This window comes from Luteimonas sp. MC1825 (assembly GCF_014764385.1).
Classification (GTDB): Bacteria; Pseudomonadota; Gammaproteobacteria; order Xanthomonadales; family Xanthomonadaceae; genus Luteimonas.
This window is the reverse complement of the sequence record NZ_CP061714.1, coordinates 1,135,335-1,160,914: the sequence shown is the minus strand read 5'-3', so window position 1 is coordinate 1,160,914 and position 25,580 is coordinate 1,135,335. Positions and strand designations below refer to the sequence as shown.

The following is a 25,580-nucleotide window of genomic DNA, read 5'->3' as shown; positions in this document are numbered from 1 at the left end:
CTTGGGCTTCGCAGGTCAGGCAAGCAGCGCGATGCGGGCGATCGCGTACAGCGAAGCCAGGGCACCGAGGGCGCAGAGCAGTGAGTTGAGCACCAGCAGGGTCACTTCGACCGCGCGGTTGTGCACGTAGTCCTCGATCACCACCTGCAGGCCCAGCTTGGTGTGCCAGAACAGCGCAACCAGCAGGGCGGCCATCAGGATGGCGTTGTAGGGACGCGCCAGCACCGCCTGCGCGGTGGCGAGGTCGACCCCGATCAGCGACACCAGCGTGCCGACCAGCCACGGCACCAGCAGCATCAGCGCGATCGAGGTCAGGCGCAGGTACCAGAAGTGGCCGGTGCCGGTCTTGCCGGAGCCGATGCCCCGGGCGCGCGCCAGCGGCGTGCGCAGGTCGCGGCGCGCGGCGGCGCCGGCTTTCACGTCGCTCATGCCGCACCTCCCAGCGCGAAGAACCAGATGGCCGCGGTCAGCACCGCGGTCAGCACGAACACGGCGTAACCGGAGCGGTACACCTCCGGCAGCTCGAAGCCCCAGCCGGCATCCCACAGCATGTGGCGGATGCCGTTGAGCAGGTGGTACATCAGCGCCAGCGAGAAGCCGAACAGCGCGATGCGGCCAAGCGGCGACGCGAGGCAGGCGCTGGCCGAGGCGTAGGCGTCGCCGCCGGCGGCAACGGCGAGCAGCCACCAGGCCAGGCCGAACGCGCCGACCACCAGCGCGATGCCGGTGGCGCGGTGCAGGATCGACATCAGCATGGTGATCTGCCAGCGGTACACCTGGAGGTGCGGCGACAGGGGGCGGTTTGGGTGTCTCATCGCGGCAGGCATCTCTCGCTGGGCGGCGATGACTGCCGCGTTGACTGGTGGGGTCTGTCAGGCCGCCCGGGGCGGCGAACGCATCAGAAGTCGATGCAGCGTCCGTTCTTTTCCCAGTCCCCGTAGCGCGTCGGGTCGGGACCGTCGCGGCCCCCGTATTCCGGCGCGGGTGGCGGCGTAGCCACCGCGTCCGCGGGATGCGCGGGGACGGTCGGGGGCGGCGTTTCGCCTATGATCTCGGGGTCTGGCACGAATGAAAGTCTAGTTCCCATGGCCATATTGGACAAGCCGGGCGTCGTGGACGCCGGCTGCTTCGCACTACCCGACCACGCCGTCATCAGCCTGGAAGGCCGTGACGCGCTCGCCTTCGCGCAAGCGCAGTGCATGAGCGATGTCGCGGCCCTTGCCGACAACGGCTGGCAATGGAGCGGCTGGCTGACGCCCAAGGGGCGGGTGATCGCGCTGTTCGCGGTGCTGCGCCTGGGCCCGGAACAGGTCTGGATGCTGGTGCCCGACGGCGACACCGAAGCGCTGGCCGCGCGCCTGCGCGGCCTGGTGTTCCGCAGCAAGGTCAAGGTGGAGGCGCGACCGGACCTGCACGTGGCGGGTGCGTTCGCGGCGCCGGAGGGCGCCCGCGGCGCGGTCCTTGCGGGCGACGCCGCGTCCGGCGTCGAACTCGACCTCGGCGACGGCACCCTGCCCCGCCGCCTGCGTGTCTCCGCCGTCGCGGCCGGGCCCGACCCGGCGGCGCAGGCGCGCTGGCACGCCTTCGACCTCGCCCACGGCTGGCCGCGGCTGCCGCCATCGCAGACCGAAGCGTGGACGCCGCAACAGCTGTCGCTGGACCGGCTGAAGGCCTACAGCGTCAGGAAGGGCTGCTACCCCGGCCAGGAGATCGTGGCGCGCACGCATTTCCTCGGCAAGGCCAAGCGCGGGCTGGTGCTGTTCGGCGCACCGGTTGCACCCGCGGCGGGCAGTGACGTGCTGGGCGACGGCAAGCCGCTGGGCACGGTGGCGTGCAGTGGGGATGCGGCCGGCAGCGGATTTCCTGCTGCGGCGCTCGCACTTGCGGTGCTGCCGCTGGAACGCGATGACTCTGCCACGCTCGAAGCCGATGGCCGGACGCTGGCCGTGCTGCCACTGCGCGACGGATTGGCGCGCTGACCCTCCCGAACCGCGAGCCCCGTCGCAGCGCGGTGACATCCTGACGCTATGCTCCGCTGCGGGGGAATCCGCGCAGCGGGCGGCCGTCCGGCCGGCCCGGGACCATCACGCAAGGGGAAACGCATGACCCGTTCGATCGCACTCGTGGCGACCTCGCTCGCCGCCTGCCTGCTGGCCGCCTGTGCCACCAGCACGCCTCCGCCGGCGCCTGCCGCCGAGGCGCCACCGGCGAGCTTCAACCAGACGCTGTCGGGGGACGCGCTGTTCGAATTCGGCAAGTCCGGCATCGACAACATCAGCCCGGCCGGACGCGCCGAACTCGACCAGTTGGCCGCGCGCGTGCGGGCCCTGCCGGCGGTCGACGTGGTGCACGTCGTCGGCCACAGCGACCGCATCGGCAGCGCGGCGGGCAACGTGGAGCTGTCGCGCAAGCGCGCGGCGGCCGTGCGCGATTACCTGGCGGCGGCCGGCGTGCCCGCCAACCGCATCACCGCCGTCGGCCGCGGCAGCGTGGAACCGGTGGCGGCGTGCGACGGCGAAAAAGGCCAGGCGCTGATCACCTGCCTGGCGCCCAACCGGCGCGTGGACGTCAAGGTCGTCGCGCCGTAACAGTCCCCGGCAGCCGGGTTGCGTCGAGCACCCACCCGGCTGTGCTACACATGGCCCACGGTCAAACGGATGCCGCGCGATGGAAGCCTTGGGGAGGGCGATGACCGGCCGTGGCAGGGCCGTGGCGAGGCGGTCCGGCTGGCTGCTTGCGACCATCGCACTGTTCGCCCAGGCCATCGCGGTCGCCACGGCGGCGGAGACGCTGCGCATCGGCGGTGATGCCGATTACCCGCCCTACCATTTCATCGACGCGAACGGCCAGGCTGACGGCTTCGACGTGGCGCTGGCGCGTGAAGTGGCGCGCGACCTGGGCATGGAGCCGCGCTTCGAGCTGGGCGCATGGGACGACGCGCTGGAGCGCCTGGCCCGCGGCGAACTCGACATCGTGCCGATGTTCTGGTCGGCCGAGCGCGAGCAGCGCTACCTCTTCACCCAGCCGATCCTGATCCGCCACCACGCGCTGTTCGGCCCGAAGTCGCGGGCGGTGCTGGATTCGCTCGACGAGCTGGCCCATGTGCGCGTGGCCGTGCAGCATGCCGGCCTTGCCTGGGAAGCCCTGCGCGCGCAGGCCGGCCCCGGCGTGGTGCTGGTGGAGCGCGACAATGAGGCCGACACCCTGGTCGCGGTGGCCCGTGGCGAGGCCGACTATGCGCTCGCGCCCACCGGCATCGGCTACTACGCCATCCACCAGCACGGCCTGCGCGACATGGTCGCACTGAGCCCGCCGCTGCTGGAGCGCCGCTATGTCTTCGCCGCCCGCCACGGCCGCGCAGACCTTGTGGCGCGGATCGACGCCTCGCTTGAACGCCTGCGCGCCAGCGGAACGCAGAACGACCTGTACGTGGAATGGATCGGCAACCTGAGCGCCCCGAGGGGACTGCCGTGGCCGGCGATCAGCGGCGCGCTGGGGGCGCTGATCATGCTCGGCGGCGGCACCCTCGCATGGCGCAGGCGCCAGCGCGCGGGCGCGCCCGTGGCGCCTTGCGCCACCCAGAACCTGGCGTTGCTGGCCGACCTGCAGTACGCCATCGACCATGACCGCCTCGGTTACGCGTTCCAGCCCAAGCTGGACCTGCGCAGCGGGCGCTGGCTGGGCGCCGAACTGCTGGTCCGCTGGCACCACCCGCAGCGCGGCCCGCTGGCACCGGACGAGTTCGTGCCGCTTGCCGAACAGGCGCGCGTGATCGGCGCCATGAGCCTGCACCTGGTGCGCTGCGGCCTGCAGCAGCGCCGGCAGTGGCCGGTGGCGGAGCCGCCGCTGCACGTCTCGGTGAACATCTCGGCCAACGACCTGGCCGACGCGGGACTGGTCGACGCGCTCATCGCCATCCACCGCCGGCACGGCCCCGGGCTGATGCTGGAGGTCACCGAGACCGACGTGATGCGTGAGCCTGATCTGGTCGCCATGGCACTGCCGCGGCTGCGCGCGCAGGGCATCGGCATCTCCGTGGACGACTTCGGCGCCGGACACTCCTCGCTGGTCAACCTGCGCCGCCTGGCTCCCGACGAACTCAAGATCGACCGCTCGTTCGTGACCTCGGTGCTCGACTCGCGCTCGGACCAGGCGATCGTCATGGCGATGATCGGCCTGGCGCACGAACTGGGCGCCACCGTGGCCGCCGAAGGGATCGAAGACGACGCCACCCGCGACTGGCTTGTGGCTGCCGGCTGCGACATCGGCCAGGGCTTCGGCATCGCGCGGCCGATGGACGCCGAGGCACTCGCGATGCTGTTGCGCACGCAGGCGTAGCGCGCGACGGTGCGAGGCGCCTCGACGCGCTACGGCGCGGGCACGGCCAGGCGGTCGGCGGCAGCCACGATCTCGGCATCCGAGGGAATCACCAGGAATGCCGCGCCGGCGAGCGGCGTGAACGTGTCGGCGCCGACCACGCGCAGCAGCGGCAGCGCGCCGAGTCCGCCCTCGACCACCGCGGTGATGATGCCCTCGCCCACGCCGGCGCTGCGCCGGCCTTCGTCGACCACGAGGATGCGTTTTGCGCTCGCTGCCTGTTGCTGGATGAAGGCATCGTTGAGCGGCACCAGCCAGCGCAGGTCGACCACGCGCACCTTCCAGCCGTGCGTCTGCTCGATGGCGCGCGCGGCGCGCAGGCTCATCGGCACGCCGTTGCCGAAGGTGAAGATCACCAGGTCGTCGTGGCCTTCGCCATACACGCGGCCTTCGCCGAGCGTCATCGCCTCGCCGGGCGGCGGGTAGCTGGTCAGCCAGCCGCCGTCGCCGGGCGCGTGCAGGTCCTTGGCCATGTACAGCGCGATCGGCTCGAGCAGCGCACACACGCGGCCGTCGACCTTGGCCAGCGCGGCCAGCGTGCGCAGCATGGTCGCGGCGTCGTCGCCACGGCTGGGGCAGCCGACCACCAGGCCCGGGATGTCGCGCAGCGCGGTGATCGAGTTGTCGTTGTGGAAATGCCCGCCGAACCCGCGCTGGTAACCGAGCGACGCGATGCGCACCACCATCGGGTTGCGGTACTGGCCGTTGGAGAAGAACTGCAGGCTGGCGGCCTCGCCGCGGATCTGGTCGCAGGCGTTGTGGAAGTACGCCAGGTACTGGATCTCCGGCAGCGGCAGCAGGCCCATGTTGGCGTAACCCTGCGCCAGGCCGAGGATCACGGTCTCGTCGAGCAGGGTGTTGAACACGCGGCGCGGACCAAACGCCTTCTGCAGGCCCTTGGTGACGGTGTACACGCCGCCCTTCTGCGCCACGTCCTCGCCGAACAGCAGGGTCTCGGGGTACTTGCAGAACAGGTCGTGCAGCGCCTGGTTGATCTGGATGGCGAGGTGCCTGGGCGGCTGGTTCTCCGGCAGCTTCGCCTCGCCGCCGAACACCTCGAGCCGGCGCGCGTCGAAGCCGACGCGGGTGGCCTCGGCCTGCACCGCCGCCGGCGTGTACGGCGCGAGTGGCGCCATCACGTCTGCCAGCGAATCCAGGCGCGGACGACGGTCGGCATCCTCGGCGGCGGCGAAGCAGCGGACGCGCGTCGCCTCGTACAGCGCCAGCACCTCGTCCTTCGACATCAGCCCCGACTCCAGCGCGATCGCCGCCGAGCGCAGCAGCGGATCGGTCGCCTCCACCGCGCACAGCTCCTCCAGCGGCCGCCATTCGATCTCGAAGTCGGTGCCGGCGTGGCCCATGATCCGCGTGGTGCGCAGGTGCAGGAAGGTCGGGCGACGCGTGCGCCGGCAGTGTTCGACCGCGCGCTGCACGTCGCCGTAACCGGCGGCGAGGTCGAGGCCGTCCGCGGCGAAGTAATCCAGGTCCGGGCGCTGCGCGAAGTTGCGCGCCACCCAGCCGTCGGGCGTCTTCACCGAGATGCCGATGCCGTTGTCCTCGCAGACGAACAGCACCGGCGCCGGCAGCTTCTGGTACGCCGTCCACGCCGCGGCGTTGAACGCGGTCTGCGCGGTGGCGTGGTTGCTGGACGCATCGCCGAACGAGCAGATCGCGATGCTGTCGTCCGGGATCGGCAGCGCATGGCCGATGCGCCGGCCCTGTTCGATCGCCACCGCCGTGCCGAACGCCTTGGGCAGGTGGGATGCGATGGTGGACGTCTGCGGCAGCACCCACAGCGGCTTGCTGCCCCACACCTTGTGGCGGCCGCCGCTGGCCGGATCGTCCTTGCTGGCGGCGAACGACAATGCCGAATCCATCACCGGGTCCATGCCCGGCAGCTTGCGGAAGCGTTCGGCCATGAAGCCGCCGGAGCGGTAGTGCAGGAACGCCGGATCGGTATGCCGCGTCAGCCGCGCGACCATCGCATTGCCCTCGTGGCCGCTGGAGCCGATGGTGTAGAAGACCTTGTCCTGCACGCGCAGCACGCGCGCCATCAGGTCGAGGTGGCGGCTGATCAGCTGCGACTCGAACAGCTCGCGGAAGCCGCGCGCGTCGAGCGCGCTGCCATCGAGGATCGCCTCGTCGGCCGACGGCCGGGCATCGACGTGGCCGTTCCAGCCGCGCACGAACTCGCTGAAATTGACGTCGCAGATCTCGGCGCGGTTGAGGCCGCGCATGCGCGCGGGAATGGGCTGTTGGACAGGCTGCGACATGGCGTGGCGATTTCCGTGGTCAGGGCGTCGCCGGCAGCGCGGCGACTCGGGCATTGGGGGTCAGGCGGGGCGCGTGGCGGCACGTGCGCGCCATTGCGCGCGGCTCTGGCCCCAGATGTCGACAGGCGCGTCTTCATACGGCGCGGGCAGGCGCCCGGGTCCGCGAAGGGTGGAGCCGAGTCGTCGGGCGAGCTGCTGCGAGGCGAGGTTCTGCGGCGCGATGCAGTGGATGAATCCGTCCCAGCCGAGGTTGTCCAGCGCCCAGTCGATCGTGGCGGTGGCGGCTTCGGTGGCGTAGCCCCTGCCCCAGGCATCGGGGTGGAAGGAGTAGCCGATCTCGTTGCCCGGCCAGCCTTCCGGCTTCCACGGGCCGACCTGGCCGAGCCAGGTGCCACTTGCTTTCTCGACCACTGAAAACATGGCGAAGCCCTGCACCGCCCAGGCACCGGGCATCTGCAGGAACTTGCGCCACGCCGCCGCGCGCGGCTGCTGGCCGCCGATGTGGCGCGCGGCCTGCTCGTGGCCCAGCAGTTCGGCGTAGCGGTCGAAGTCGCCGAGCTGCGGCGGGCGCAGCAGCAGGCGATCGGTTTCAAGGCAGGGCTCGGTCAAGGCCATGGAAGCGCACCTGTATCGCGTGGAGCAGTGGGCGCCGCGGCGCGGCGCCCGGTGGCAGTCAGCCGGCGAACGCGTTGATGCCGGTCAGCTCGCGGCCCACCACCAGCTGGTGCACGGTCTCGGTGCCCTCGTAGGTGATCACCGATTCCAGGTTCAGCGCGTGGCGGATCGGGCAGTGTTCGGTGGTGATGCCGGCGCCGCCGAGCAGGTCGCGGGCCTCGCGGGCGATGTCGATGGCCATGCGGCAGTTGTTCCACTTCGCCAGGCTCACCTGGGTGGGCTGCATCTTGCCGGCATCCTTGAGGCGGCCGAGTTGCAGGCTGAGCAGTTGCGCGCCGGTGATGCGCCGCGCCCAGTCGGCCATCTTGATCTGCGCACTCTGCGTGGCGGCCACCGGCCGGCCGAACAGGATGCGCTCCTTGCTGTACTCCAGCGCCTCGTCCAGGCAGGCGATCGCCGCGCCGATCGGCCCCCAGGTGATGCCGTAGCGCGCCTGGGTCAGGCAGCCGAGCGGCCCCTTGAGGCCCTTGACGTTCGGCAGGCGGTTGGCCTCGGGCACGCGCACGTTGTCGAAGAACAGGCCGCTGGTCACCGACGCGCGCAGGCTCATCTTGTGCTTGATCTCCTGCGCGCTGAAGCCGGCGAAGTCCTTTTCGACGATGAAACCCTGGATGCCGTCGTCGGTCTGCGCCCAGACGATGGCGATGTCGGCCAGGTTGCCGTTGGTGATCCACATCTTGGCGCCGTTGATGATCCAGTCGCCGCCGTCCTGCCTGGCATGCGTCTTCATGTTGGCCGGATCGGAGCCGCCGTGCGCCTCGGTCAGGCCGAAGCAGCCGATCACCTTGCCGGCGGCCATGTCGGGCAGCCAGCGCTTCTTCTGCTCCTCGGTGCCGTACGCGAAGATCGGATGCATGCACAGCGACGACTGCACGCTGGCGAAGCTGCGGATGCCGCTGTCGCCGCGCTCCAGCTCCTGGCAGATCAGGCCGTAGCTGACGTAGTTGAGCTCCGAGCCGCCGTACTCGGCGGGCAGCGTTGCACCCAGCAGGCCGAGCCCGGCGATCTCCGGGATCAGCTCCTTCGGAAAGCGGCCCTGGTCGAAGCACTCGCCGATGATCGGCAGCACGCGTTCGTCGGTGAACCGCGCCACCGTGTCCTGCACGGCGCGCTCCTCATCGCTGAGCAGGGAGCGGACGTCGTAGAGGTCGTAGGGATTCAGGGCCATGGAAGCGCAACCGGTCGGCGGAAACCCGGCATTGTAGCGATGGCCGGCGGTGCCGGGCAGGCCATGGCGGGGGGCGTTACCGGCCGGCAGATCCCGGAAACGACGCGGGCCCGGAAATCCGGGCCCGCGTCAGCGTTCACCTGGCGGCGCTGCGATCAGCCGCGCTCGGTGTCGCCGTCGACGCTGGCGACCTGGGTGACCACCTGGCCGTCGATCACCGGCAGGCGGTCACCGGGGCGCTCGTCCATGCGGATGCTGCGCTCGTCACCGTCGTAGCGGTAGGTGACGTCGTAGCCGACGGTCACGTCCTGGTTGCCCAGCGGGATGCGGTTGCCCGGCTTGCTGTCGGTGCGCATGGTGCCGGTGGTGCCATCCGGGTTGCGGTAGGTCACGTTGTAGGCGACCACGCGCGACGACTGCGCGCTGTCCTGCACGGTGCGGCACTGGCGGTCGACGCGCTCGACGACCTGGCCACCGACATGGCGACGGTCCACAGCGCGGCCGGCATAGCCGCCGCCGACGGCACCGGCCACGGTGGCCAGCTTGCGGCCGTTGCCGCTGCCGACCTGGTTGCCGACCAGGCCACCGATGACCGCACCGGCAACGGTGCCGCCGATGTTGCCGTCGCGCTCGGGCAGGCGCTCCTGCACGACCACGTCCTCGCAGACCTGGCGCGGGCTGGAGCTGGTGGTGGTTTCGCGGATCGCCTCGGAACCGATCACGGTCGCGTACAGCGCCTCGCGCTCGGTCACCGGCTTGACGGCGACGACGTCGGCATATTCAAGGCGACCCGCGCTCGGGATCGCGCCATCCTCGAGGCGAAGTTCGGAAGCGTCGGCCGTGACGTCGAGCGAGGTGCCGGCGGCGGCGATGTCCGCGCGCGGCTGGTCGGTGCGACCACCCTGGAAGGCGGCGACGGCAACGCCACCGACGAGCAGTGAAGCGAGGGCAATGGCTAGCGTGTTGTTCTTCATGGAGCGCCTCCTCGTGGGCGGTACCGGCGGATCGTGCGGAAGGTTCCGCGGATAACGGGATTCGAACACTTCCTTCCTGAACAGGCACCGGCCACCGCGCCCGCAAGCTTGCCGATCCGTGAACCAGGCCACACCCGGCCGCGTGCTAGCGTGCCCGCATCGCACGCCCGTGGAGTGTCGCCATGCCCAATCCCCTGCTGATCCCGCTGATGCGATGGCTGGGTCGCCTGAGCTTCCCGAAGCTGTTCATGGCGGCCGCTGGCCTGTTCCTGGTCACCCTCGTGGTCCCGGATCCGCTGCCGTTCGTCGACGAGATCCTGTTCGGCCTGGGTGCGTTGCTGCTCGCGCGCCGCAAGCGGCCCGCGGGCGGGACAGCGAAGTCCACCATCGACGGCGAAGCCCGGCGCGGCTGAAACATGCTGGTCGACAGCCATTGCCATCTCGACGCAGTGGAGTTCGACGCCGATCGCGCGGACGTGGTCGCGCGTGCGCGCGCGGCGGGCGTGCGCATGCAGGTGCTGCCGGCGACGCACGCCGATGCCTGGCCGGGCCTCCGCGATGCCGCCGCTCTCGACGCTGGCCTGTACCCGGCCTACGGCCTGCATCCGACCTTCCTCGCCCACCACCGCCCGGGAGACCTCGGGCAGCTGCATGCCTGGCTTGCGCGCGAGCGCCCGGTGGCGGTCGGCGAATGCGGCCTCGATTACTTCGTGGATGGCCTGGACCCGGCGCAGCAGGCGCACTGGTTCGACGGCCAGCTGCGGCTTGCGCGCGAGTTCGACCTGCCGGTGATCGTGCACGCGCGCCGCGCGGTGGACGCGGTGATCGCCGCGATCCGGCGCATCGGCGGCCTGCGCGGCGTGGTGCACAGTTTTTCCGGCAGTCGCCAGCAAGCCGAGGTGCTGTGGCGCGAGGGCTTCCTGCTCGGGCTTGGCGGACCGGTGACCTACGAGCGCGCGCAGCGGCTGCGCCGGCTGGCCGCGGACATGCCGATCGAACACCTGCTGCTGGAAACCGACGCGCCGCACCAGCCCGACGCCGGGCTCCGCGGCCAACGCAATGAACCGGCGCGGCTCGCGGTGGTGTGCGCGACGATCGCCGCGCTGCGAGGCGTGGATGCCAGCGTGGTCGCCGACGCCACCAGCGCCAACGCGCGCCGCCTGTTCGCGCTCGGCTAGGCTTCGCGCGGCTGCGCACGCGCCAGCAGCATCTCCAGCGCCTTGCCCGCCGCGGCGAACGCGAATGCACCGGTGATGTGCGTGGCCGCGCCCAGGCCGCCACCGCAGTCGAGGTTGAGCGCCTCGGCACCGCCGACCTGCGGGCGCAGGCCGCAGACGCTGCCATCGGCCTGCGGATAGCGCACATTCTCCAGCGAATACACCGCCGGCACGCTGAAGTAGCGCCGCGGCCCCTTGGGGAAATTGAACTCGCCGCGCAGCTTGCGCCGCACCAGGGCCAGCATCGCGTCGTGCTCGGTCCTGGACAGGTCGCGCACGCGCACCAGGGTGGGATCCACGCGCCCGCCCGCGGAGCCCACGGTGATCAGCCGCAGCTTGCGGCGCCGGCACCAGGCGATCGCCTCCACCTTGCTGCGGAAGCTGTCGCAGGCATCGATCACCAGGTCCTGGCCGCGGTCGAGCAGTCCGTCGAGGTTGGCCGGCGTGAGGAAACTCGGCACGGCGTCGACCGTCATCGCCGGGTTGATCGCACGGCAGCGCTCGGCCATGGCCTCGACCTTGGCGCGCCCGTACTGCCCCTCCAGCGCGGGCAGCTGGCGATTGGTGTTGGACACGCACAGGTCGTCGGCATCGATGAGCGTGAGCCTGCCGACGGCGCTGCGCGCCAGTGCCTCGGCCACCCACGAACCCACGCCACCCAGGCCGACCACCGTGACGTGGCAGGCGGCAAGGCGTTCCACCGCGCCGCGCCCGTAAAGGCGGTCGATGCCCGCGAACCTGTCCTGCCACTGCTTGTCCATGCGCGCATTTTAGCGGGCGCCGCATACAATCGGCGCTGACCCACCGCCAGCCGGAGTGCCCGCATGTCGATGCCGCCAGACGCAACGCCCCACGCACGCCCCGCCAGCACGACGGGCAAGCCGCCGTCGTCCGCGGCCCGCTACCTGTTCGTGTTCCTGCTCGGCCTGGTGCTGGGCGTGGTGGCCGTGGTGATGCTGTTGCGCACGCTCGAAGCGCGCAAGACCTGGCAGGACCACTACCCGGAAGCCGCCATGCACCTGCTCTCCGCGCACAGCGCGCAGCTGCGTGATGCGCTGCAGGCCAACCGCTGCGCGCCGACCGACGTGCTGCCGCACCTGCAGGCGATGCGCATGCTGGGCAACGACCTGGAGCCCGCATTCGCCGACCTGCGGGATGACACCCGCTTCGCCGACCACGCCGGCAAGTTCCGCGGCGCGATCGACAGCGCGCTGGCATCACCGCCGATGAACTGCGCCGGCCTCAAGGCCACCACCGATGCGATCGGCGAAGACTGCAAGGCCTGCCATCGCGATTTCCGCGGTTGATCGGCTGTTCACGGGCCTGCTCCTAAGGTCGCGGGGCGGAAGAACACTTCCCACCCCCCCCGTGATCGCAGGAGCAACGCAATGAACATTCGCCTGATCGGTGCCACCGCCGCGCTTGCCGCGCTCACCCTGGTCGGCTGCGCCAGCACCTCGCCCGGTTATTCGAGCGGCAGCGGCTACGGCAACACCAGCTCGTCCGCCTACGGCTGCCAGGACTGCGGCGTGGTCACCCGCATCGACCACCGCGCGCGTGGCGGCAACACGCCCAACGCCACGGGTGCGGTCCTGGGTGGCGTGGTGGGCGCCGTGGCCGCGCGCGAGATCGCCGGGCGCAACACCGACAGCGAGGGTCGCCGCAACACCGCGACGGTCGCCGGCGCGGTGGGCGGCGCGGTCGCCGGCAACGCCATCCAGAACCGCGTGCAGGGCGACTCGGTCTATGACGTGCACGTGCGCCTCGACGACGGCCGCATGACCGTGGTCACCCAGACCGACCTCGGCGGCATCCGCGAAGGCTCGTACGTGCGCGTGGCAGGTGGCCGCGCCACGATGCGCTGAGTCGCATCCCCCGTTGTTCCCCGGACGGCCCGCATTGCGGGCCGTCCTTGCACAGGCAGGCTGCCCACATGGATGCACAGTCCCTCTATTACGTCCTTGCCGCGATCCTGGTGGTGGCGGGCATCATCGGCACGATCATGCCGGCGCTTCCCGGCCTGCCGCTGGTGTTCGCCGGCATGCTGCTTGCGGCCTGGGCTGGCGGATTCGAGCAGATCGGCGTGGCCACGCTCGCCGTCCTTGGCGTGCTGACCGTGCTCTCGATCGTGATCGACTTCTGGGCCACCGCGCTCGGTGCCAAGCGCGTGGGCGCCAGCGGCAAGGCGGTCGCCGGCGCGATCCTCGGCACCTTCGCCGGCCTGTTCTTCGGCCCGGTGGGCCTGTTCGCGGGTCCGTTCGTGGGCGCGCTGGCCGGCGAACTGATGCACGGGCGCGATGTGGGGCAAGCGACCCGGGTCGGATTCGGCACCTGGCTGGGCATCGTGTTCGGAGTCGTGCTGAAACTCGCGCTGGCCTTCGCGATGCTCGGGCTGTTCGCCTTCGCATGGTTCCTGTGAGGCCACGCTAGACTGCGCGCCACGTTCCGCGATCAAGCCCCCCATGCCACCACGCCTGCCGGCCGTCCTGCCCCTGCTGTGTGCCCTGCCCTTTGCGGCGCTGGCCGAGTCCATGCCGCTGCCCGCCAGCCCGGCCGCCTGCGTCGCGATGGAGATCGATGTCGAGCGCCTTGCCTGCTACGACCTCGCCGCGGGCCGCCAGGCGAGATCGCCGCAGGCCGCCGACGAAGCCGCGGCGCGCGCACGCGCGGAGGACGCAGCGCCCGAGAGCACACCGGCGCGGGCGCGGGCGGCCGACACCAGCAGCGACTTCTACCCGCACGACGATGATCCGCGCCGCGAGGCGCTGGCCAACGCCGGCCGCGGCTCGCTGCTCGACGGCCGCTGGGAGCTCGCGCGCGACTCCAAGCTCGGCACCTTCAACATGCGCGCCTACAAGCCGGTGTACCTGCTGCCGGTGTTCTGGAGCAGCGACCAGAACGGGTCGCCCGCGAGTTCGTCGCCCGGCGTCGAGCCGCAGGCGATGGACACCGACGAGTTCGAGACCAAGTTCCAGATCAGCTTCAAGACCAAGGCGCTGGAGAACATCTTCGGCGACAACGGCGACGTGTGGATGGGCTATACGCAGAGCTCGCGCTGGCAGGTGCTCAACAGCGACGCCTCGCGCCCGTTCCGCGAGACCAACTACGAGCCGGAAGTGCTGCTCGTGGTCCGCAACAACTACAGCCTGTTGGGCTGGAAGGGGCGGATGGCGGCGATCGGCATCAACCACCAGTCCAACGGTCGTCCCGATCCGCTGTCGCGCAGCTGGAACCGGGTGATGTTCAACGTCGGGCTCGACCGCGACCACTGGGCGCTGACGTTCCGCCCGTGGATCCGGCTGTCCGACGGCGGCAATGACGACAACCCCGGGATCGAAAACTACCTCGGCCGCGGCGATGTCACCCTGGTGCACACCCGCGACAACGGCCAGGTGTATTCGCTGATGGCGCGCCACTCGCTGCGCGGCGGCGAGGATTCGCACGGCGCGCTGCAGTTCGACTGGGGCTTCCCGATCAGCAACCAGTTGCGCGGCCACCTGCAGCTGTTCGACGGCTACGGCGAGAGCATGCTCGACTACGACCATCGCGCGACGTATGTCGGCTTCGGCATTTCGGTGATCGACTGGTTCTGAGCGCGCCCGGTTTCACGCGATGCTGAATACCCGGCACCCACAGTAGGCGCACCCGGCCAGAGACCGCCGAGGGGACTGCATGACCCGCCGCACCTGGAGCCGCAAGAAAATGGCCTGGACCATCGTCCTGACCGTCATCGCCACGGTACTGGCCGTGGTCGTGGCGATGAATTTCACCACGCCCGAGAAGAAGATCGAACGCAAGGTCGAGCACACGCACGCCGTGGCCGACCCGCAGTTCCGCCGCGAGATGTCGGTGCTGCTGGGCCCGGCGATCCTGCCCGGCAACCACGTCATCGACTACCAGAACGGCGACGCGATCTTCCCGGCGATGCTCGAGGCGATCGCCTCGGCGCAGAAGACCATCACCTTCGAGACCTACATCTACTGGTCGGGCGACATCGGCCGCAAGTTTGCCGACGCGCTGGCCGCCCGCGCCCGGGATGGCGTGCGCGTGCACCTGGTGGTCGACTGGGTGGGCAGCATCAAGATGGACGCGGAGCTGCTGGAGCGCATGGACGCCGCCGGGGTGCGCGTCGAGCGCTACCGGCCGCTGCACTGGTACAACCTGGGCCGCATGAACAACCGCACCCACCGCAAGCTGCTGGTGATCGACGGGCGTGTCGGCTTCACCGGCGGCGTCGGCATCGCCGACCAGTGGACCGGCCACGCGCAGGATCCCGACCACTGGCGCGAAGCCCACTTCCGCATCGAGGGTCCGGCCGTGGCGCAGATGCAGGCCGCGTTCAACGACAACTGGATCAAGACCACCGGCGAGCTGCTCAACGGCCCCGACTACTTCCCCGAGATCGGGCCGGCCGGCGAGATGGACGCACACCTGTTCATCGCCTCGCCCGCCGGCGGCAGCGAAAGCATGCACCTGATGTACCTGTCGTCCATCGCCGCCGCCGAACACAGCATCGACCTGACCGCGTCCTACTTCGTGCCGGACGAATTGATCACCAAGGCGCTGATCGCCGCCCGCAAGCGCGGGGTGAAGGTGCGCGTGATGCTGCCCGGCAAGCACATCGACTCCGAGACCGTGCGCCTGTCATCCAAGGCCAGCTGGGGCGAGCTGCTGCAGGCCGGCATCGAGATCCACGAATACCAGCCCACCATGATCCACGTGAAGCTGCTGGTCGTGGACCGCGAACTGGTTTCGGTGGGCTCCACCAACTTCGACATCCGCTCGTTCCGCCTGAACGACGAGGCGAGCCTCAACGTCTACGACCACGCCTTCGCCGAACGCATGACCCAGGTGTTCGAGGACGACCTGAAGCACGCCAAACAGTACTCCCACGAAATGTGGGCCCGCCGCCCGCTCCGCGAAAAACTCGCCGAACGCATCGTCCGCCCCATCCGCTCCCAGCTCTAACCACCAGTCTCGCCCCAGCCCTCCCCTACTCCCCTTCGCGCCTTCGCGCCTTCGCGAGACCCCGCTCCACGAAAATCAACCCGCCTCGACCACCACCGGAATCCGCCCGATCCGCGACTGCCACTCCCGCGGCCCCGTCTCATGCACCGACTCGCCCGTGGAATCCACCGCCACCGTCACCGGCATGTCCTGCACCGTGAACTCGTAGATCGCCTCCATGCCCAGGTCCTCGAAGCCGACCACCCGCGCCGCCTTGATCGCCTTGGACACCAGGTAGGCCGAACCGCCGACCGCCATCAGGTACGCCGACCTGTGCCTGCGGATCGCCTCGATCGCCACCGGCCCGCGCTCCGCCTTGCCGATCATGCCCAGCAGGCCGGTTTCGCCCAGCACCTGCTCGGTGAACTTGTCCATGCGCGTCGCCGTGGTCGGGCCGGCCGGCCCCACCACCTCATCACGCACCGGATCCACCGGCCCCACGTAGTAGATGAAGCGGCCGCGGAAATCGACCGGTAGCGGCTCGCCGCGGTCGAGCATGCCCACCATGCGCTTGTGCGCCGCATCGCGGCCGGTCAGCAGCTTGCCGTTGAGCAGCAGTGTCTCGCCCGGCTTCCAGCTGGCGACCTCCTCCGGCGTGACCGTGTCCAGGTCGACGCGGCGGCCCTTGGACGTGTCGTGCACCAGCTTCGGCCAGTCCTCCAGCGACGGCGGGTCCAGCATCACCGGACCACTGCCGTCGAGCGTGAAGTGCGCATGGCGCGTGGCCGCGCAGTTGGGGATCATGGCCACCGGCAGGTTGGCGGCGTGGGTCGGGTAGTCCTTGACCTTGATGTCCAGCACGGTGGTCAGCCCGCCCAGGCCCTGCGCACCGATGCCGAGCGCGTTGACCTTGTCGTACAGCTCCAGGCGCAGTTCCTCCGCGCGATTCGACGCGCCACGCACCTGCAGGTCGACGATGTCGATCGGCTCCATCAGCGCCTCCTTGGCCAGCAGCATCGCCTTCTCCGCGGTGCCGCCGATGCCGATGCCGAGCATGCCCGGCGGGCACCAGCCCGCGCCCATGGTGGGCACCGTCTTCAGCACCCAGTCGACGATGGAGTCGGACGGATTGAGCATCGCGAACTTGGCCTTGGCCTCCGAGCCGCCGCCCTTGGCGGCCACGATCACGTCGACCTTGCTGCCCGGCACCACCTTGAAGTTCACCACCCCCGGCGTGTTGTCGCGGGTGTTGATGCGCTTGCCGGCGGGGTCGGCCAGCACCGACGCGCGCAGCTTGTTGTCGGGGTGCGCGTAGGCGCGGCGCACGCCTTCGTGGACCATGTCCTCGACGCCCATGGTGGCGTCGTCCCAGCGCACGTCCATGCCGATCTCGAGGAACACGGTGACGATGCCGGTGTCCTGGCAGATCGGCCGGTGGCCCTCGGCGCACATGCGCGAATTGATCAGGATCTGCGCCATCGCATCCTTCGCCGCCGGCGACTCCTCGCGCTCGTAGGCCGCGGCCAGGTTCCGGATGTAGTCCACCGGGTGGTAGTAGCTGATGTACTGCAGGGCATCGGCGATGCTCTGGATCAGGTCGTCCTGGCGAATGGCGGTGGCGGTCACGGCTGGCTCGGCTGCTGGCGGGTCAATCGCGCATTTTACGCTGCCGTGCAGGCGCGGCTTAAACCTTCCGGCATTACGGTGCATCCGACTGGGTATGCTCGATGCCGCGATGACCGCCCCCTGCCACGACCGGGCCACCGATGCCGGCGACCGTGACCTGCCGCTGGCGCGCGCCGCGGCGGCAGGCGATGCCGCGGCCTTCGAGGCGCTGTACCGCCGCCACGCAGCGCGCGTGCACGGCGTGGTGCTGCGGCTGGCCGGCTGGCAGCACGCACGCGCCGAGGACCTCGTGCAGGAGGCCTTCCTGCGCGCCTGGCGGGCGCTGCCGCAGTGGCGCGGCGACAGCGCCTTCGGCACCTGGCTGCACCGGCTGGCGGTGAACACCGCCTTGATGGACCTGCGCGCACGCAATGCACGGCCGGGGCTGGATGGCGACGACGGCGACGTGATCGACGCGCTGGCCGGCGCCGATTCCGCCGGCCACGGCACCGCGCTGGCGCTCGACCTCGACCGCGCGGTGGCGTCGTTGCCGCCGCGCGCCCGCGCGGTGCTGGTGCTGTTCGACATCGAGGGCTGGAGCCACGACGAGATCGCCATGACCCTCGACATGGCGGTGGGCAGTTCCAAGGCGCAGCTGCACCGCGCGCGCCGGCTGCTCCGCACGCGACTTGGAGACTTCGCATGAACCACGACAATCACGACGCCGACCACGGCAGCCTGCCGCCGGACCTGCACGCGCGGCTCGCCGCCTTGCGCCGGGACGTGGCGCCACAGCGCGACCTCTGGCCTGCGATCGCCACACAGCTGGCGCGCCCGCCGGCGACTGCCCGCGGCGGCCACGCGCGAGCTCGCGCGCGGCACCGCGGTCCTGCCCGGCTGGTGCCATACGCCATCGCCGCGTCCCTGCTGGTCGCGGTGGCCGTGGCCTGGCAGCTGGCGCCGCGCCCCGCCCCGCAGACCGCGCAGGCCGCGCTGGCCGCCACGGCCGATGCCGCTGAGGACCCACCACTGCTGCGCGTCGCCGACGCCATGACCCGCGAGTACCTCGGCGCGCTGCGCGAGCTGGATGCCGCGCGCGCCACCACCATGGTGCCGGATGCCGCCGGCGGCGTGGCGGCGGAACTCGACCGCAGCGCAGGCGAAGTGCGCGCCGCGCTGGAGCGCGACCCCGATGCCGTGTTCCTGGTGCAGCGCCTGCAGCGCATCTATGCGCAGCGGCTGTCGCTGGCACGCCGGCTTGCCTGATGCCGTATCCCCTCACGTCCCGCCCGACCACCTGGAGCCCGCCATGATCCGTTCCCTACTCCTCACCGGCGTCGTCGCCGCCCTCGCCGCGCCGGCCTTCGCCGCCACCCCGATCAACGAAACCCGCACGCTCGACGCCCGCGGCAGCGTCGAAGTCTCCAACCTCAAGGGCAGCATCGAGGTGCGCACCTGGGACCGCGCCGAAGTCCGCATCACCGGCAGCCTCGGCGACGGCGTGGAACGCCTGGTCATCGAAGGGGGCGAGCGCAGCCTCTCGGTGGAGGTCCGCTACCCGCGCAACAGCCGCAATTCCGAACCGACCACCCTGGTCATCGACATCCCGCGCCAGGCCAGCCTGGAGGTCGACTCGGTCGCCGCCAGCGTCAACGTCACCGGGGTCGGCGGCGCGAAGCTCGACATCGAGAGCGTCAGCGGCGCGGTGGTTGCGGTGGGCGCGCCGGGCGAAGCGAGCATCGAAAGCGTGAGCGGCAACCTGCGGCTGAACCTCAACAGCCGCGAGGTTGCTGTCGACAGCGTCAGCGGCAACATCGCGCTGCGCGGGCGCATCGGCAGCAGCGTCGAGGCCGAGTCGGTGTCCGGCAACATCGACATCGACACCCGCGGCGAACGCCTGCGCCGGCTGGACGCAAGCTCTGTATCGGGCGACACCAGCATCCGCACCGGCCTGGCCAGCGGCGGCAGCATCACGCTGGAGTCGGTGAGCGGCGACATCCGCCTCACGCTGCCCCGCGATCTGTCCGCGCGCGCCAGCGGCGCCAGCTTCAGCGGCTCGCTCGACGCGGCCGGTGCCGACGTCAAGCGCAAGAAGTACGGCCCGGGCGCGAGCTTCGAACACCGCTACGGCAGCGGCGACGGCGAGGTCAAGCTGGAGACGTTCTCCGGCGACGCGCGCCTGTCGCTCGACTGACCACAGCGGCCGGCGGCGCCTGCCCGCCGGCCGTGATTTCACCCGTGCCTCCAGGGCGCCCGGCATGATGGCGCCATGAGCCCAGCCAGCCCCGCAGCCGACAGCGCCCCGCCCCGTCCCTCGTCCAACCCGTCGTTCCGCGAGCGCGTCAACGCGCTGCGCAACCTGCCGCCGTTCCTGAAGGAAATCTGGCGCACCAGCCGCCCGCTGACCGTCGCCAGTCTCGGCCTGCGCGTCATCCGCGCGCTGTTGCCGGTGGCCATGCTGTACATCGGCAAGCTGATCATCGACGAGGCGATCCGCCTGGTGGGCAGCGGCGCGATCGACGGCGGCTTCGGCGACGCCTGGGCAGCGGGGCTGTTGCGCCCGCTGGCCATGCTGATCGCGCTGGAGTTCGCGCTGGCGATCGTCTCCGACCTGCTCGGTCGGCTGGTGTCGTACTGCGATTCGGTGCTGTCGGAAATGTTCACCAACGCCGCCAGCGTGCGGCTGATGGAGCACGCGGCAACGCTCGACCTCGAGGATTTCGAGGACCCGGAACTGCAGGACAAGCTGGACCGCGCGCGCCGCCAGACCATGGGCCGCATGAACCTGATGGGCCAGCTGTTCGGCCAGGCCCAGGACATGATCACCGTGGTGAGCTTTGCCGCCGGCCTGCTGGTGTATGCGCCGTGGCTGATCGTGCTGCTGGCGGTCGCGCTGATCCCGGCGTTCGTCGGCGAGGCGCACTTCAACGCGCTCAACTATTCGCTCAACTTCCAGTGGACGCCCGAGCGGCGGCAGCTCGAGTACCTGCGCCAGACCGGTGCCAGCGTGGAGAGCGCCAAGGAGGTCAAGATCTTCGGCCTCAACCGCTTCCTGGTGGAACGCTTCCGCGTGCTGTCGCAGGCGTTCCTGCTTGCCAACCGCACGCTCGCGCGGCGGCGCGCGTTCTGGGGCGCGCTGCTGGCGGCGTTCGGCACGCTGGGCTACTACGTGGCCTACGGCTATATCGCGTGGCGCACGGTGCAGGGCGACTTCACCATCGGCGACCTCACCTTCCTGGCCGGCAGCTTCCGCCGCCTGCGGCAGCTGCTGGAAAGCCTGCTGATCGGGTTCTCGCAGGTCGCCGGCCAGGCGATGTTCCTCGACGACCTGTACTCGTTCTTCGAGATCGAGCCCGAGATCGTCTCGCGCCCCGATGCCTCGCCCATCCCGCGCCCGATCGCATCCGGCTTCGTGTTCGACAACGTCGGCTTCCGCTATCCCGACGCCGCGCGCTGGGCGCTGCGCGGCGTCGACTTCCAGCTCCACGCCGGCGAAGTGCTGGCCCTGGTGGGCGAGAACGGCGCCGGCAAGACCACGCTGGTGAAGCTGCTGGCGCGCCTGTACGACCCGGACGAGGGCCGGATCCTCCTCGATGGCCGCGACCTGCGCGACTACGACCTCGACGACCTGCGCGCCAACATCGGGGTGATCTTCCAGGACTTCGTGCGCTTCCACATGACCGCGGCCGAGAACATCGGCGTCGGCCAGGTGGAGGCCATGGGCGACCGCCCGCGGATCGAGGCCGCCGCGCGCCGCGCGCTGGCAGACGAGGTCATCGCCGGCCTGCCCGGCGGCTACGACCAGGTCATCGGCCGCCGCTTCAAGACCGGCGTGGACCTGTCGGGCGGCCAGTGGCAGAAGGTCGCCATCGCGCGTGCCTACATGCGCGACGCCCAGGTGATGATCCTCGACGAACCCACCGCCGCGCTCGACGCGCGCAGCGAATACGAAGTCTTCCAGCGCTTCCGCGAGCTGTCCGACAACCGCACCGCCATCCTGATCTCGCACCGCTTCTCCAGCGTGCGCATGGCCGACCGCATCCTGGTGATGGCCGACGGCAGGATCGAAGCCAGTGGCACCCACGCCGAGCTGATGGCCGCCGGCGGCCGCTACGCCGAGCTGTTCGAGCTGCAGGCCGCGGGCTACCGCTAGCGGCGGCGGTACAATGGCGGGGTTTCCTCCCCAGCCAAGAACCCCGCATGTCATCCGCGTTTGGCACCGAGACGGTGCTGGACGTCCGTCACTGGACGGACGACTACTTCAGCTTCACCACCACCCGCGACGACGGCTTCCGCTTCGAGAACGGCCAGTTCGTGATGATCGGGCTCCCGATCCCCCAGGGCGACGGCTCCAGCAAGCCGCTGCTGCGCGCGTATTCCATCGCCAGCGCCAACTGGGAAGAGCAGCTCGAGTTCTTCAGCATCAAGGTGGCCGACGGCGCACTGACGTCCCGGCTGCGCGACATCCGCCCCGGCGACCATGTGCTGATCGGCCGCAAGCCCACCGGCACCCTGCTCATCAGCGACCTGCACCCCGGCCGCAACCTGTACCTGCTGGGCACCGGCACCGGCCTGGCGCCATGGCTTTCGATCATCAAGGACCCGGAAACCTACGAGCGCTTCGAACGCGTGGTGCTCTGCCACGGCGTGCGCCGCGAAGCCGACCTCGCCTACCGCGACTACTTCGTCAACGAACTGCCCAGGCACGAACTGCTCGGCGACATCCTGCGAGACCGCCTGCTGTACTACCCGGCGGTGAGTCGCGAGGACTTCGTGTTCGACGGCCGCCCCCGGCGCGGACGCCTGACCGAGCTGATGGCGAGTGGCCAGATGATGGCCGACCTCGGCCTGGACCCGCTCGACGTCGCCCACGACCGCGCCATGCTGTGCGGCAGCCCGCAGATGCTCGCCGATTTCCGCAGCCTGCTCGATGGGCGCGGCTTCACCGCGTCGAAGCGCATCGGCGTGTCGGGCGACTACGTGTTCGAGCGCGCCTTCGTCGAGAAGTGATGCCGGCGCGTTGGCCGGCCTGCGCGCCCAGCGCGTAGAATCGCCGCATCGATCCAGAACCGAGGACTCCCGACGATGAAGATCATGGTGGCCGTTGACGGCAGCGACATCAGTGTCCGCGCAGCGAAGTACGCCAACCAGCTTGCGCGCAAACTGGCAAAGCCGGCGACGATCTTCCTGGTCGCGGTGAACCCGGAGCCCTTCCCCGGCGTGGCGACCAGGATCGGCAAGGAGACGGTCGCGCGCATCCATGCCGAGAACCACGAACAGATGCTCGCCCCGGCGCGCAAGGCGCTTGCCCGCAGCGCCATCGAGGTGCGCGAGATGGCGGTAACCGGCGAGCCGGCCGAAGCCATTCTTGCGGCCGCCAGGACCGCAAAGGCCGAGCTGCTGGTGATGGGCTCGCACGGACGCGGTTCGGTCAAGGGCATGTTCCTCGGCTCGGTGTCGAGCAAGGTCATCGCCCAGACCGAGCTGCCGGTCACCATCGTCCGCTGATCGCCGCGCCCCGGGCGCAGGCCCGGGCAGGTTTCAGCCGAGCGCGGCCTCGATATCGGCACGCATGGCGTCGGGCGTGGTGGTGGGCGCATAGCGCGCCAGCACGCGGCCATCGCGTCCCACCAGGAACTTGGTGAAGTTCCACTTGATGGCGTCGATGCCCAGCACCCCGCCTTTCTCGGATTTCAGCCAGGTCCACAGCGGGTGCGCATCGCGGCCGTTGACCTCGACCTTGGCGAACATCGGGAAATCGACGCCCTGGTCGATGGAACAGAAGCGCGCGATCTCGTCATCGCTGCCCGGCTCCTGGTGGCCGAACTGGTCGCAGGGGAACCCGAGCACGACCAGCCCGCGGTCGCGATAGTCGCTCCACAGCTGCTGCAGGCCCGCGTATTGCGGCGTGAATCCGCACTGCGACGCCACGTTCACCACCAGCAGCACTTGTCCGGCGTAGTCGGCGAGCGGCTGCGGCCGGCCATCGATGCGGGTCGCGCTGAATGCGGTGGCCGACGTGGCGGACGGCGTACCCCTGTCTTTCGTCATGTCCTGCCTGGACCCGGGCACGGTACCCTTGGGTGGTTGAGTCTACCTCCGGAGTAACTGATGAAGCATCCGCTGTCCCTGGCCCTCGCGGCCGTGCTCGCCGGCGCCGCGCTGTCCCCCGCGCTCGCCCAGTCCACCGCCGCCCCCGCGGAGTCCGCCATGTCCGCCAGCGCCGAGGCCCTCAAGGGCAATCCCTTCGCGTCCGAGAGCACGCTGCCGCTGCAGTACCCGCATTTCGACAGGATCCGCGACGAGCACTTCGCCCCCGCGTTCGATGCCGGGATGGCCGAGCAGCTCGCCGAAGTGCGCGCGATCGCCGACAACCCCGCGCCGCCGACCTTCGAGAACACCATCCTGCCGCTGGAGACCAACGGCAAGACGCTGGGCCGCGCGATGCGCGTGTTCTTCAACCTGGTGGGCACCGACACCAACGACGCGCGCAAGAAGCTGCAGGCCGACTACTCGGCGAAGTTCGCCGCGCACCGCGATGCCATCTCGCTGGATCCCAAGCTGTTCGCGCGCATCAAGACCCTGCATGACACCCGCGCCACGCTGGGCCTGGATGCCGAAGGCGTGCGCCTGGTCGAGGAGTACTACAAGGACCTTGTGCGCTCCGGCGCGGCCCTGGACGAGACGCAGAAGGCGCGCCTGAAGGAAATCAACGGCGAGCTGGCCAAGCTGGGCACCACCTTCAGCCAGAACGTGCTGGCCGAGGTCAACGATTCCGCGGTGGTGGTCGACACCGCCGCCGAGCTCGACGGCCTGACCCCCGAGCAGATCGACGTGGCGGCCACCGCCGCCAAGGCGCGCGGCCACGACGGCAAGTACGTCATCACCCTGCTCAACACCACCGGCCAGCCGCCGCTGCCGCAGCTCAACAACCGTGCCCTGCGCCAGCGCGTGCACGAGGCGTCGGTGGTGCGTGGCGCGCGTGGCAACAAGTGGGACAACCGCGAGATCGTGGCCACCGTGCTGAAGCTGCGCGCCGAACGCGCGAAGCTGCTGGGCTTCGAGACCTACGCCGACTACGTGCTTGCCGACGAGACCGCCAAGAGCACCGACGCGGTCAATGCCATGCTCGGCCAGTTGGCCCCGGCCGCGGTCGCCAATGCCCGCAACGAGGCCGCCAAGCTGCAGGCGATGATCGACAGCGAGCAGGCCGCCAAGGGCGAGCCGACCTTCCAGCTCGCGCCGTGGGACTGGGCCTACTACACCGAGAAGGTGCGCAAGGCGGAGTACGACTTCGACGAATCCCAGCTCAAGCCCTACTTCGAAATGAAGAACGTGCTTGAGAACGGCGTGTTCTTTGCCGCGACCCAGCTGTACGGCATCACGTTCAAGGCGCGCACCGACCTGCCGAAGTACCACGCCGACACCTGGGTGTACGACGTGCACAACGCCGACGGCAGCCAGCTCGCGATCTTCATCTTCGACCCCTACGCGCGCGACTCCAAGCGCGGCGGCGCGTGGATGAGCTCGTACGTGTCGCAGTCGGGGCTGGAGAAGACCCTGCCGGTCGTGGCCAACCACCAGAACATCCCGAAGCCGCAGGCCGGCCCGACGCTGCTGACCTGGGACGAGGTCACCACGATGTTCCACGAGTTCGGCCATGGGCTGCACGGCATGTTCTCGGACGTGAAGTACCCGTACTTCAGCGGCACCAGCGTGCCGCGCGACTTCGTCGAGTTCCCGTCGCAGGTCAACGAGATGTGGGCCGACTGGCCGTCGATCCTGGCCAACTACGCCAAGCACCACGTGACCGGCGAAGCCATGCCGCAGGCGCTGCTGGACAAGGTGGTCGCCACCGCCAAGTTCAACCAGGGCTTCGCCACCACCGAGTACCTCGGCGCGGCGATGCTCGACCAGTACCTGCACCAGCTGCCGGCCGACAAGCTGCCCAAGGCCGGCGACGTGCTGGCCACCGAGGCCGCGGCGCTCAAGGCCGCCGGCCTCGACTTCGCCGCCGTGCCGCCGCGCTACCGCACCACGTACTTCAGCCACATCATGGGCGGCTACGCGGCGGGCTACTACGCCTACATCTGGTCCGAGGTGCTGGACGCCAACACCGTGGCCTGGATCGAGGAGAACGGCGGCCTGACGCGCGCCAACGGCGACCGCTTCCGCGCCACGCTGCTGTCGCAGGGCGGCAGCAAGGACGCGCTGCAGCTGTTCACCGACTTCTCGGGCAAGACCCCGGACATCCAGCCGCTGCTGGTCAAGCGCGGGCTTGACGGTGCGGTCAGTGACGACGGTGCGCCGCCGAGCGGCGGCAGCGACGCCAGGTAACACCATT

At 70.2% G+C, this 25,580-nt stretch carries 26 protein-coding genes and 1 pseudogene; 17 read left to right on the top strand and 10 right to left on the bottom strand.

Annotation, left to right across the window (positions count from 1 at the left end; genetic code table 11):
• Positions 1-15: 15 nt before the first annotated feature.
• The 3 genes and pseudogenes from sdhD to IDM46_RS13660 form a co-directional block, all read right to left on the bottom strand.
• On the bottom strand, positions 16-429 hold the full coding sequence (gene sdhD, locus IDM46_RS05360; RefSeq protein ID WP_182821738.1) for a succinate dehydrogenase, hydrophobic membrane anchor protein: 414 nt from the start codon (positions 427-429) through the stop codon (positions 16-18).
• Complete coding sequence (gene sdhC, locus IDM46_RS05355; RefSeq protein WP_182821740.1) at positions 426-815, bottom strand: succinate dehydrogenase, cytochrome b556 subunit; 390 nt, start codon at positions 813-815, stop codon at positions 426-428. Before sdhC ends, sdhD begins: the two co-directional genes overlap by 4 nt.
• Positions 816-898: 83 nt before the next feature.
• Positions 899-985 (bottom strand): annotated as a pseudogene (locus tag IDM46_RS13660) (DUF1674 domain-containing protein); the annotation flags it as partial.
• Between the two features lie 100 nt (positions 986-1,085).
• On the opposite strand from IDM46_RS13660, the gene IDM46_RS05345 reads away from it, so the two are divergent.
• From IDM46_RS05345 to IDM46_RS05335, 3 genes are all read left to right on the top strand, one after another.
• A complete protein-coding gene (locus tag IDM46_RS05345) occupies positions 1,086-1,979 on the top strand; it encodes a folate-binding protein YgfZ (protein ID WP_185115029.1) in 894 nt (297 codons plus the stop codon).
• Positions 1,980-2,102: 123 nt separating this feature from the next.
• Positions 2,103-2,588, top strand: a complete 486-nt coding sequence (locus IDM46_RS05340; protein WP_185115028.1) for an OmpA family protein — start codon at positions 2,103-2,105, stop codon at positions 2,586-2,588.
• 121 nt (positions 2,589-2,709) lie between these two features.
• Positions 2,710-4,338: an EAL domain-containing protein gene (locus IDM46_RS05335; RefSeq protein WP_185115027.1), complete on the top strand. Its 1,629-nt coding sequence runs from the start codon at positions 2,710-2,712 to the stop codon at positions 4,336-4,338.
• A 29-nt stretch (positions 4,339-4,367) separates the two neighbouring features.
• On the opposite strand, the gene IDM46_RS05330 is transcribed toward IDM46_RS05335, so the two are convergent.
• The 4 genes from IDM46_RS05330 to IDM46_RS05315 all read right to left on the bottom strand — a co-directional run bounded on the left by IDM46_RS05330 (position 4,368) and on the right by IDM46_RS05315 (position 9,467).
• The gene (locus IDM46_RS05330; RefSeq protein ID WP_185115026.1) at positions 4,368-6,650 is read right to left on the bottom strand and encodes a thiamine pyrophosphate-dependent enzyme; all 2,283 of its coding nucleotides are present in this window, start codon (positions 6,648-6,650) and stop codon (positions 4,368-4,370) included.
• A 60-nt stretch (positions 6,651-6,710) separates the two neighbouring features.
• Positions 6,711-7,265, bottom strand: coding sequence for a GNAT family N-acetyltransferase (locus IDM46_RS05325; protein WP_185115025.1), 555 nt, complete (start codon positions 7,263-7,265; stop codon positions 6,711-6,713).
• Between the two features lie 58 nt (positions 7,266-7,323).
• Positions 7,324-8,493, bottom strand: a complete 1,170-nt coding sequence (locus IDM46_RS05320) for an acyl-CoA dehydrogenase family protein (protein WP_185115024.1) — start codon at positions 8,491-8,493, stop codon at positions 7,324-7,326.
• A gap of 155 nt (positions 8,494-8,648) precedes the next feature.
• On the bottom strand, positions 8,649-9,467 hold the full coding sequence (locus IDM46_RS05315; protein WP_185115023.1) for a glycine zipper 2TM domain-containing protein: 819 nt from the start codon (positions 9,465-9,467) through the stop codon (positions 8,649-8,651).
• Positions 9,468-9,649: 182 nt separating this feature from the next.
• On the opposite strand from IDM46_RS05315, the gene IDM46_RS05310 reads away from it, so the two are divergent.
• Both IDM46_RS05310 and IDM46_RS05305 read left to right on the top strand, forming a co-directional pair.
• Positions 9,650-9,880 carry a DUF6116 family protein gene (locus IDM46_RS05310; protein WP_182821756.1) on the top strand — a complete coding sequence of 77 codons (231 nt, stop codon included), beginning with the start codon at positions 9,650-9,652 and terminating at the stop codon, positions 9,878-9,880.
• Between the two features lie 3 nt (positions 9,881-9,883).
• Entirely contained in the window at positions 9,884-10,645 is a 762-nt protein-coding gene (locus tag IDM46_RS05305) for a TatD family hydrolase (RefSeq protein WP_185115022.1), read from the top strand.
• Here IDM46_RS05305 and IDM46_RS05300 read toward each other — a convergent pair.
• Entirely contained in the window at positions 10,642-11,445 is an 804-nt protein-coding gene (locus IDM46_RS05300; protein WP_185115021.1) for a tRNA threonylcarbamoyladenosine dehydratase, read from the bottom strand. The two genes, IDM46_RS05305 and IDM46_RS05300, sit on opposite strands and share 4 nt — an antisense overlap.
• A gap of 63 nt (positions 11,446-11,508) precedes the next feature.
• On the opposite strand from IDM46_RS05300, the gene IDM46_RS05295 reads away from it, so the two are divergent.
• The 5 genes from IDM46_RS05295 to IDM46_RS05275 all read left to right on the top strand — a co-directional run bounded on the left by IDM46_RS05295 (position 11,509) and on the right by IDM46_RS05275 (position 15,652).
• Positions 11,509-11,991: a hypothetical protein gene (locus IDM46_RS05295; RefSeq protein ID WP_223878034.1), complete on the top strand. Its 483-nt coding sequence runs from the start codon at positions 11,509-11,511 to the stop codon at positions 11,989-11,991.
• A gap of 81 nt (positions 11,992-12,072) precedes the next feature.
• Positions 12,073-12,549: a glycine zipper 2TM domain-containing protein gene (locus tag IDM46_RS05290; protein WP_185115020.1), complete on the top strand. Its 477-nt coding sequence runs from the start codon at positions 12,073-12,075 to the stop codon at positions 12,547-12,549.
• Between the two features lie 68 nt (positions 12,550-12,617).
• The gene (locus tag IDM46_RS05285) at positions 12,618-13,103 is read left to right on the top strand and encodes a DUF456 domain-containing protein (RefSeq protein ID WP_182821764.1); all 486 of its coding nucleotides are present in this window, start codon (positions 12,618-12,620) and stop codon (positions 13,101-13,103) included.
• Between the two features lie 112 nt (positions 13,104-13,215).
• Complete coding sequence (locus IDM46_RS05280) at positions 13,216-14,277, top strand: phospholipase A (protein WP_223878055.1); 1,062 nt, start codon at positions 13,216-13,218, stop codon at positions 14,275-14,277.
• Between the two features lie 109 nt (positions 14,278-14,386).
• Positions 14,387-15,652: a phospholipase D-like domain-containing protein gene (locus IDM46_RS05275; RefSeq protein ID WP_185115272.1), complete on the top strand. Its 1,266-nt coding sequence runs from the start codon at positions 14,387-14,389 to the stop codon at positions 15,650-15,652.
• Positions 15,653-15,727: 75 nt separating this feature from the next.
• Here IDM46_RS05275 and IDM46_RS05270 read toward each other — a convergent pair whose 3' ends face one another.
• Positions 15,728-17,257, bottom strand: a complete 1,530-nt coding sequence (locus IDM46_RS05270; RefSeq protein WP_185115018.1) for a fumarate hydratase — start codon at positions 17,255-17,257, stop codon at positions 15,728-15,730.
• A gap of 109 nt (positions 17,258-17,366) precedes the next feature.
• Between IDM46_RS05270 and IDM46_RS05265 the strand changes: the two genes are divergently transcribed.
• From IDM46_RS05265 to IDM46_RS05240, 6 genes are all read left to right on the top strand, one after another.
• The gene (locus IDM46_RS05265; RefSeq protein ID WP_223878033.1) at positions 17,367-17,942 is read left to right on the top strand and encodes a sigma-70 family RNA polymerase sigma factor; all 576 of its coding nucleotides are present in this window, start codon (positions 17,367-17,369) and stop codon (positions 17,940-17,942) included.
• The gene (locus IDM46_RS05260; protein ID WP_182821772.1) at positions 17,939-18,502 is read left to right on the top strand and encodes a hypothetical protein; all 564 of its coding nucleotides are present in this window, start codon (positions 17,939-17,941) and stop codon (positions 18,500-18,502) included. Before IDM46_RS05265 ends, IDM46_RS05260 begins: the two co-directional genes overlap by 4 nt.
• A gap of 43 nt (positions 18,503-18,545) precedes the next feature.
• Positions 18,546-19,430 (top strand): DUF4097 family beta strand repeat-containing protein, encoded by an 885-nt coding sequence (locus IDM46_RS05255; protein ID WP_182821774.1) that lies wholly within the window; start codon positions 18,546-18,548, stop codon positions 19,428-19,430.
• 75 nt (positions 19,431-19,505) lie between these two features.
• The gene (locus IDM46_RS05250; protein ID WP_185115017.1) at positions 19,506-21,389 is read left to right on the top strand and encodes an ABC transporter ATP-binding protein; all 1,884 of its coding nucleotides are present in this window, start codon (positions 19,506-19,508) and stop codon (positions 21,387-21,389) included.
• Positions 21,390-21,436: 47 nt separating this feature from the next.
• The gene (locus IDM46_RS05245) at positions 21,437-22,246 is read left to right on the top strand and encodes a ferredoxin--NADP reductase (protein WP_182821778.1); all 810 of its coding nucleotides are present in this window, start codon (positions 21,437-21,439) and stop codon (positions 22,244-22,246) included.
• Positions 22,247-22,321: 75 nt separating this feature from the next.
• Positions 22,322-22,744, top strand: a complete 423-nt coding sequence (locus tag IDM46_RS05240; protein WP_185115016.1) for a universal stress protein — start codon at positions 22,322-22,324, stop codon at positions 22,742-22,744.
• Positions 22,745-22,777: 33 nt separating this feature from the next.
• On the opposite strand, the gene IDM46_RS05235 is transcribed toward IDM46_RS05240, so the two are convergent.
• Positions 22,778-23,287, bottom strand: a complete 510-nt coding sequence (locus IDM46_RS05235) for a glutathione peroxidase (RefSeq protein WP_182821782.1) — start codon at positions 23,285-23,287, stop codon at positions 22,778-22,780.
• A 60-nt stretch (positions 23,288-23,347) separates the two neighbouring features.
• Between IDM46_RS05235 and IDM46_RS05230 the strand changes: the two genes are divergently transcribed.
• On the top strand, positions 23,348-25,573 hold the full coding sequence (locus IDM46_RS05230) for a M3 family metallopeptidase (RefSeq protein WP_185115015.1): 2,226 nt from the start codon (positions 23,348-23,350) through the stop codon (positions 25,571-25,573).
• Positions 25,574-25,580: the final 7 nt, after the last annotated feature.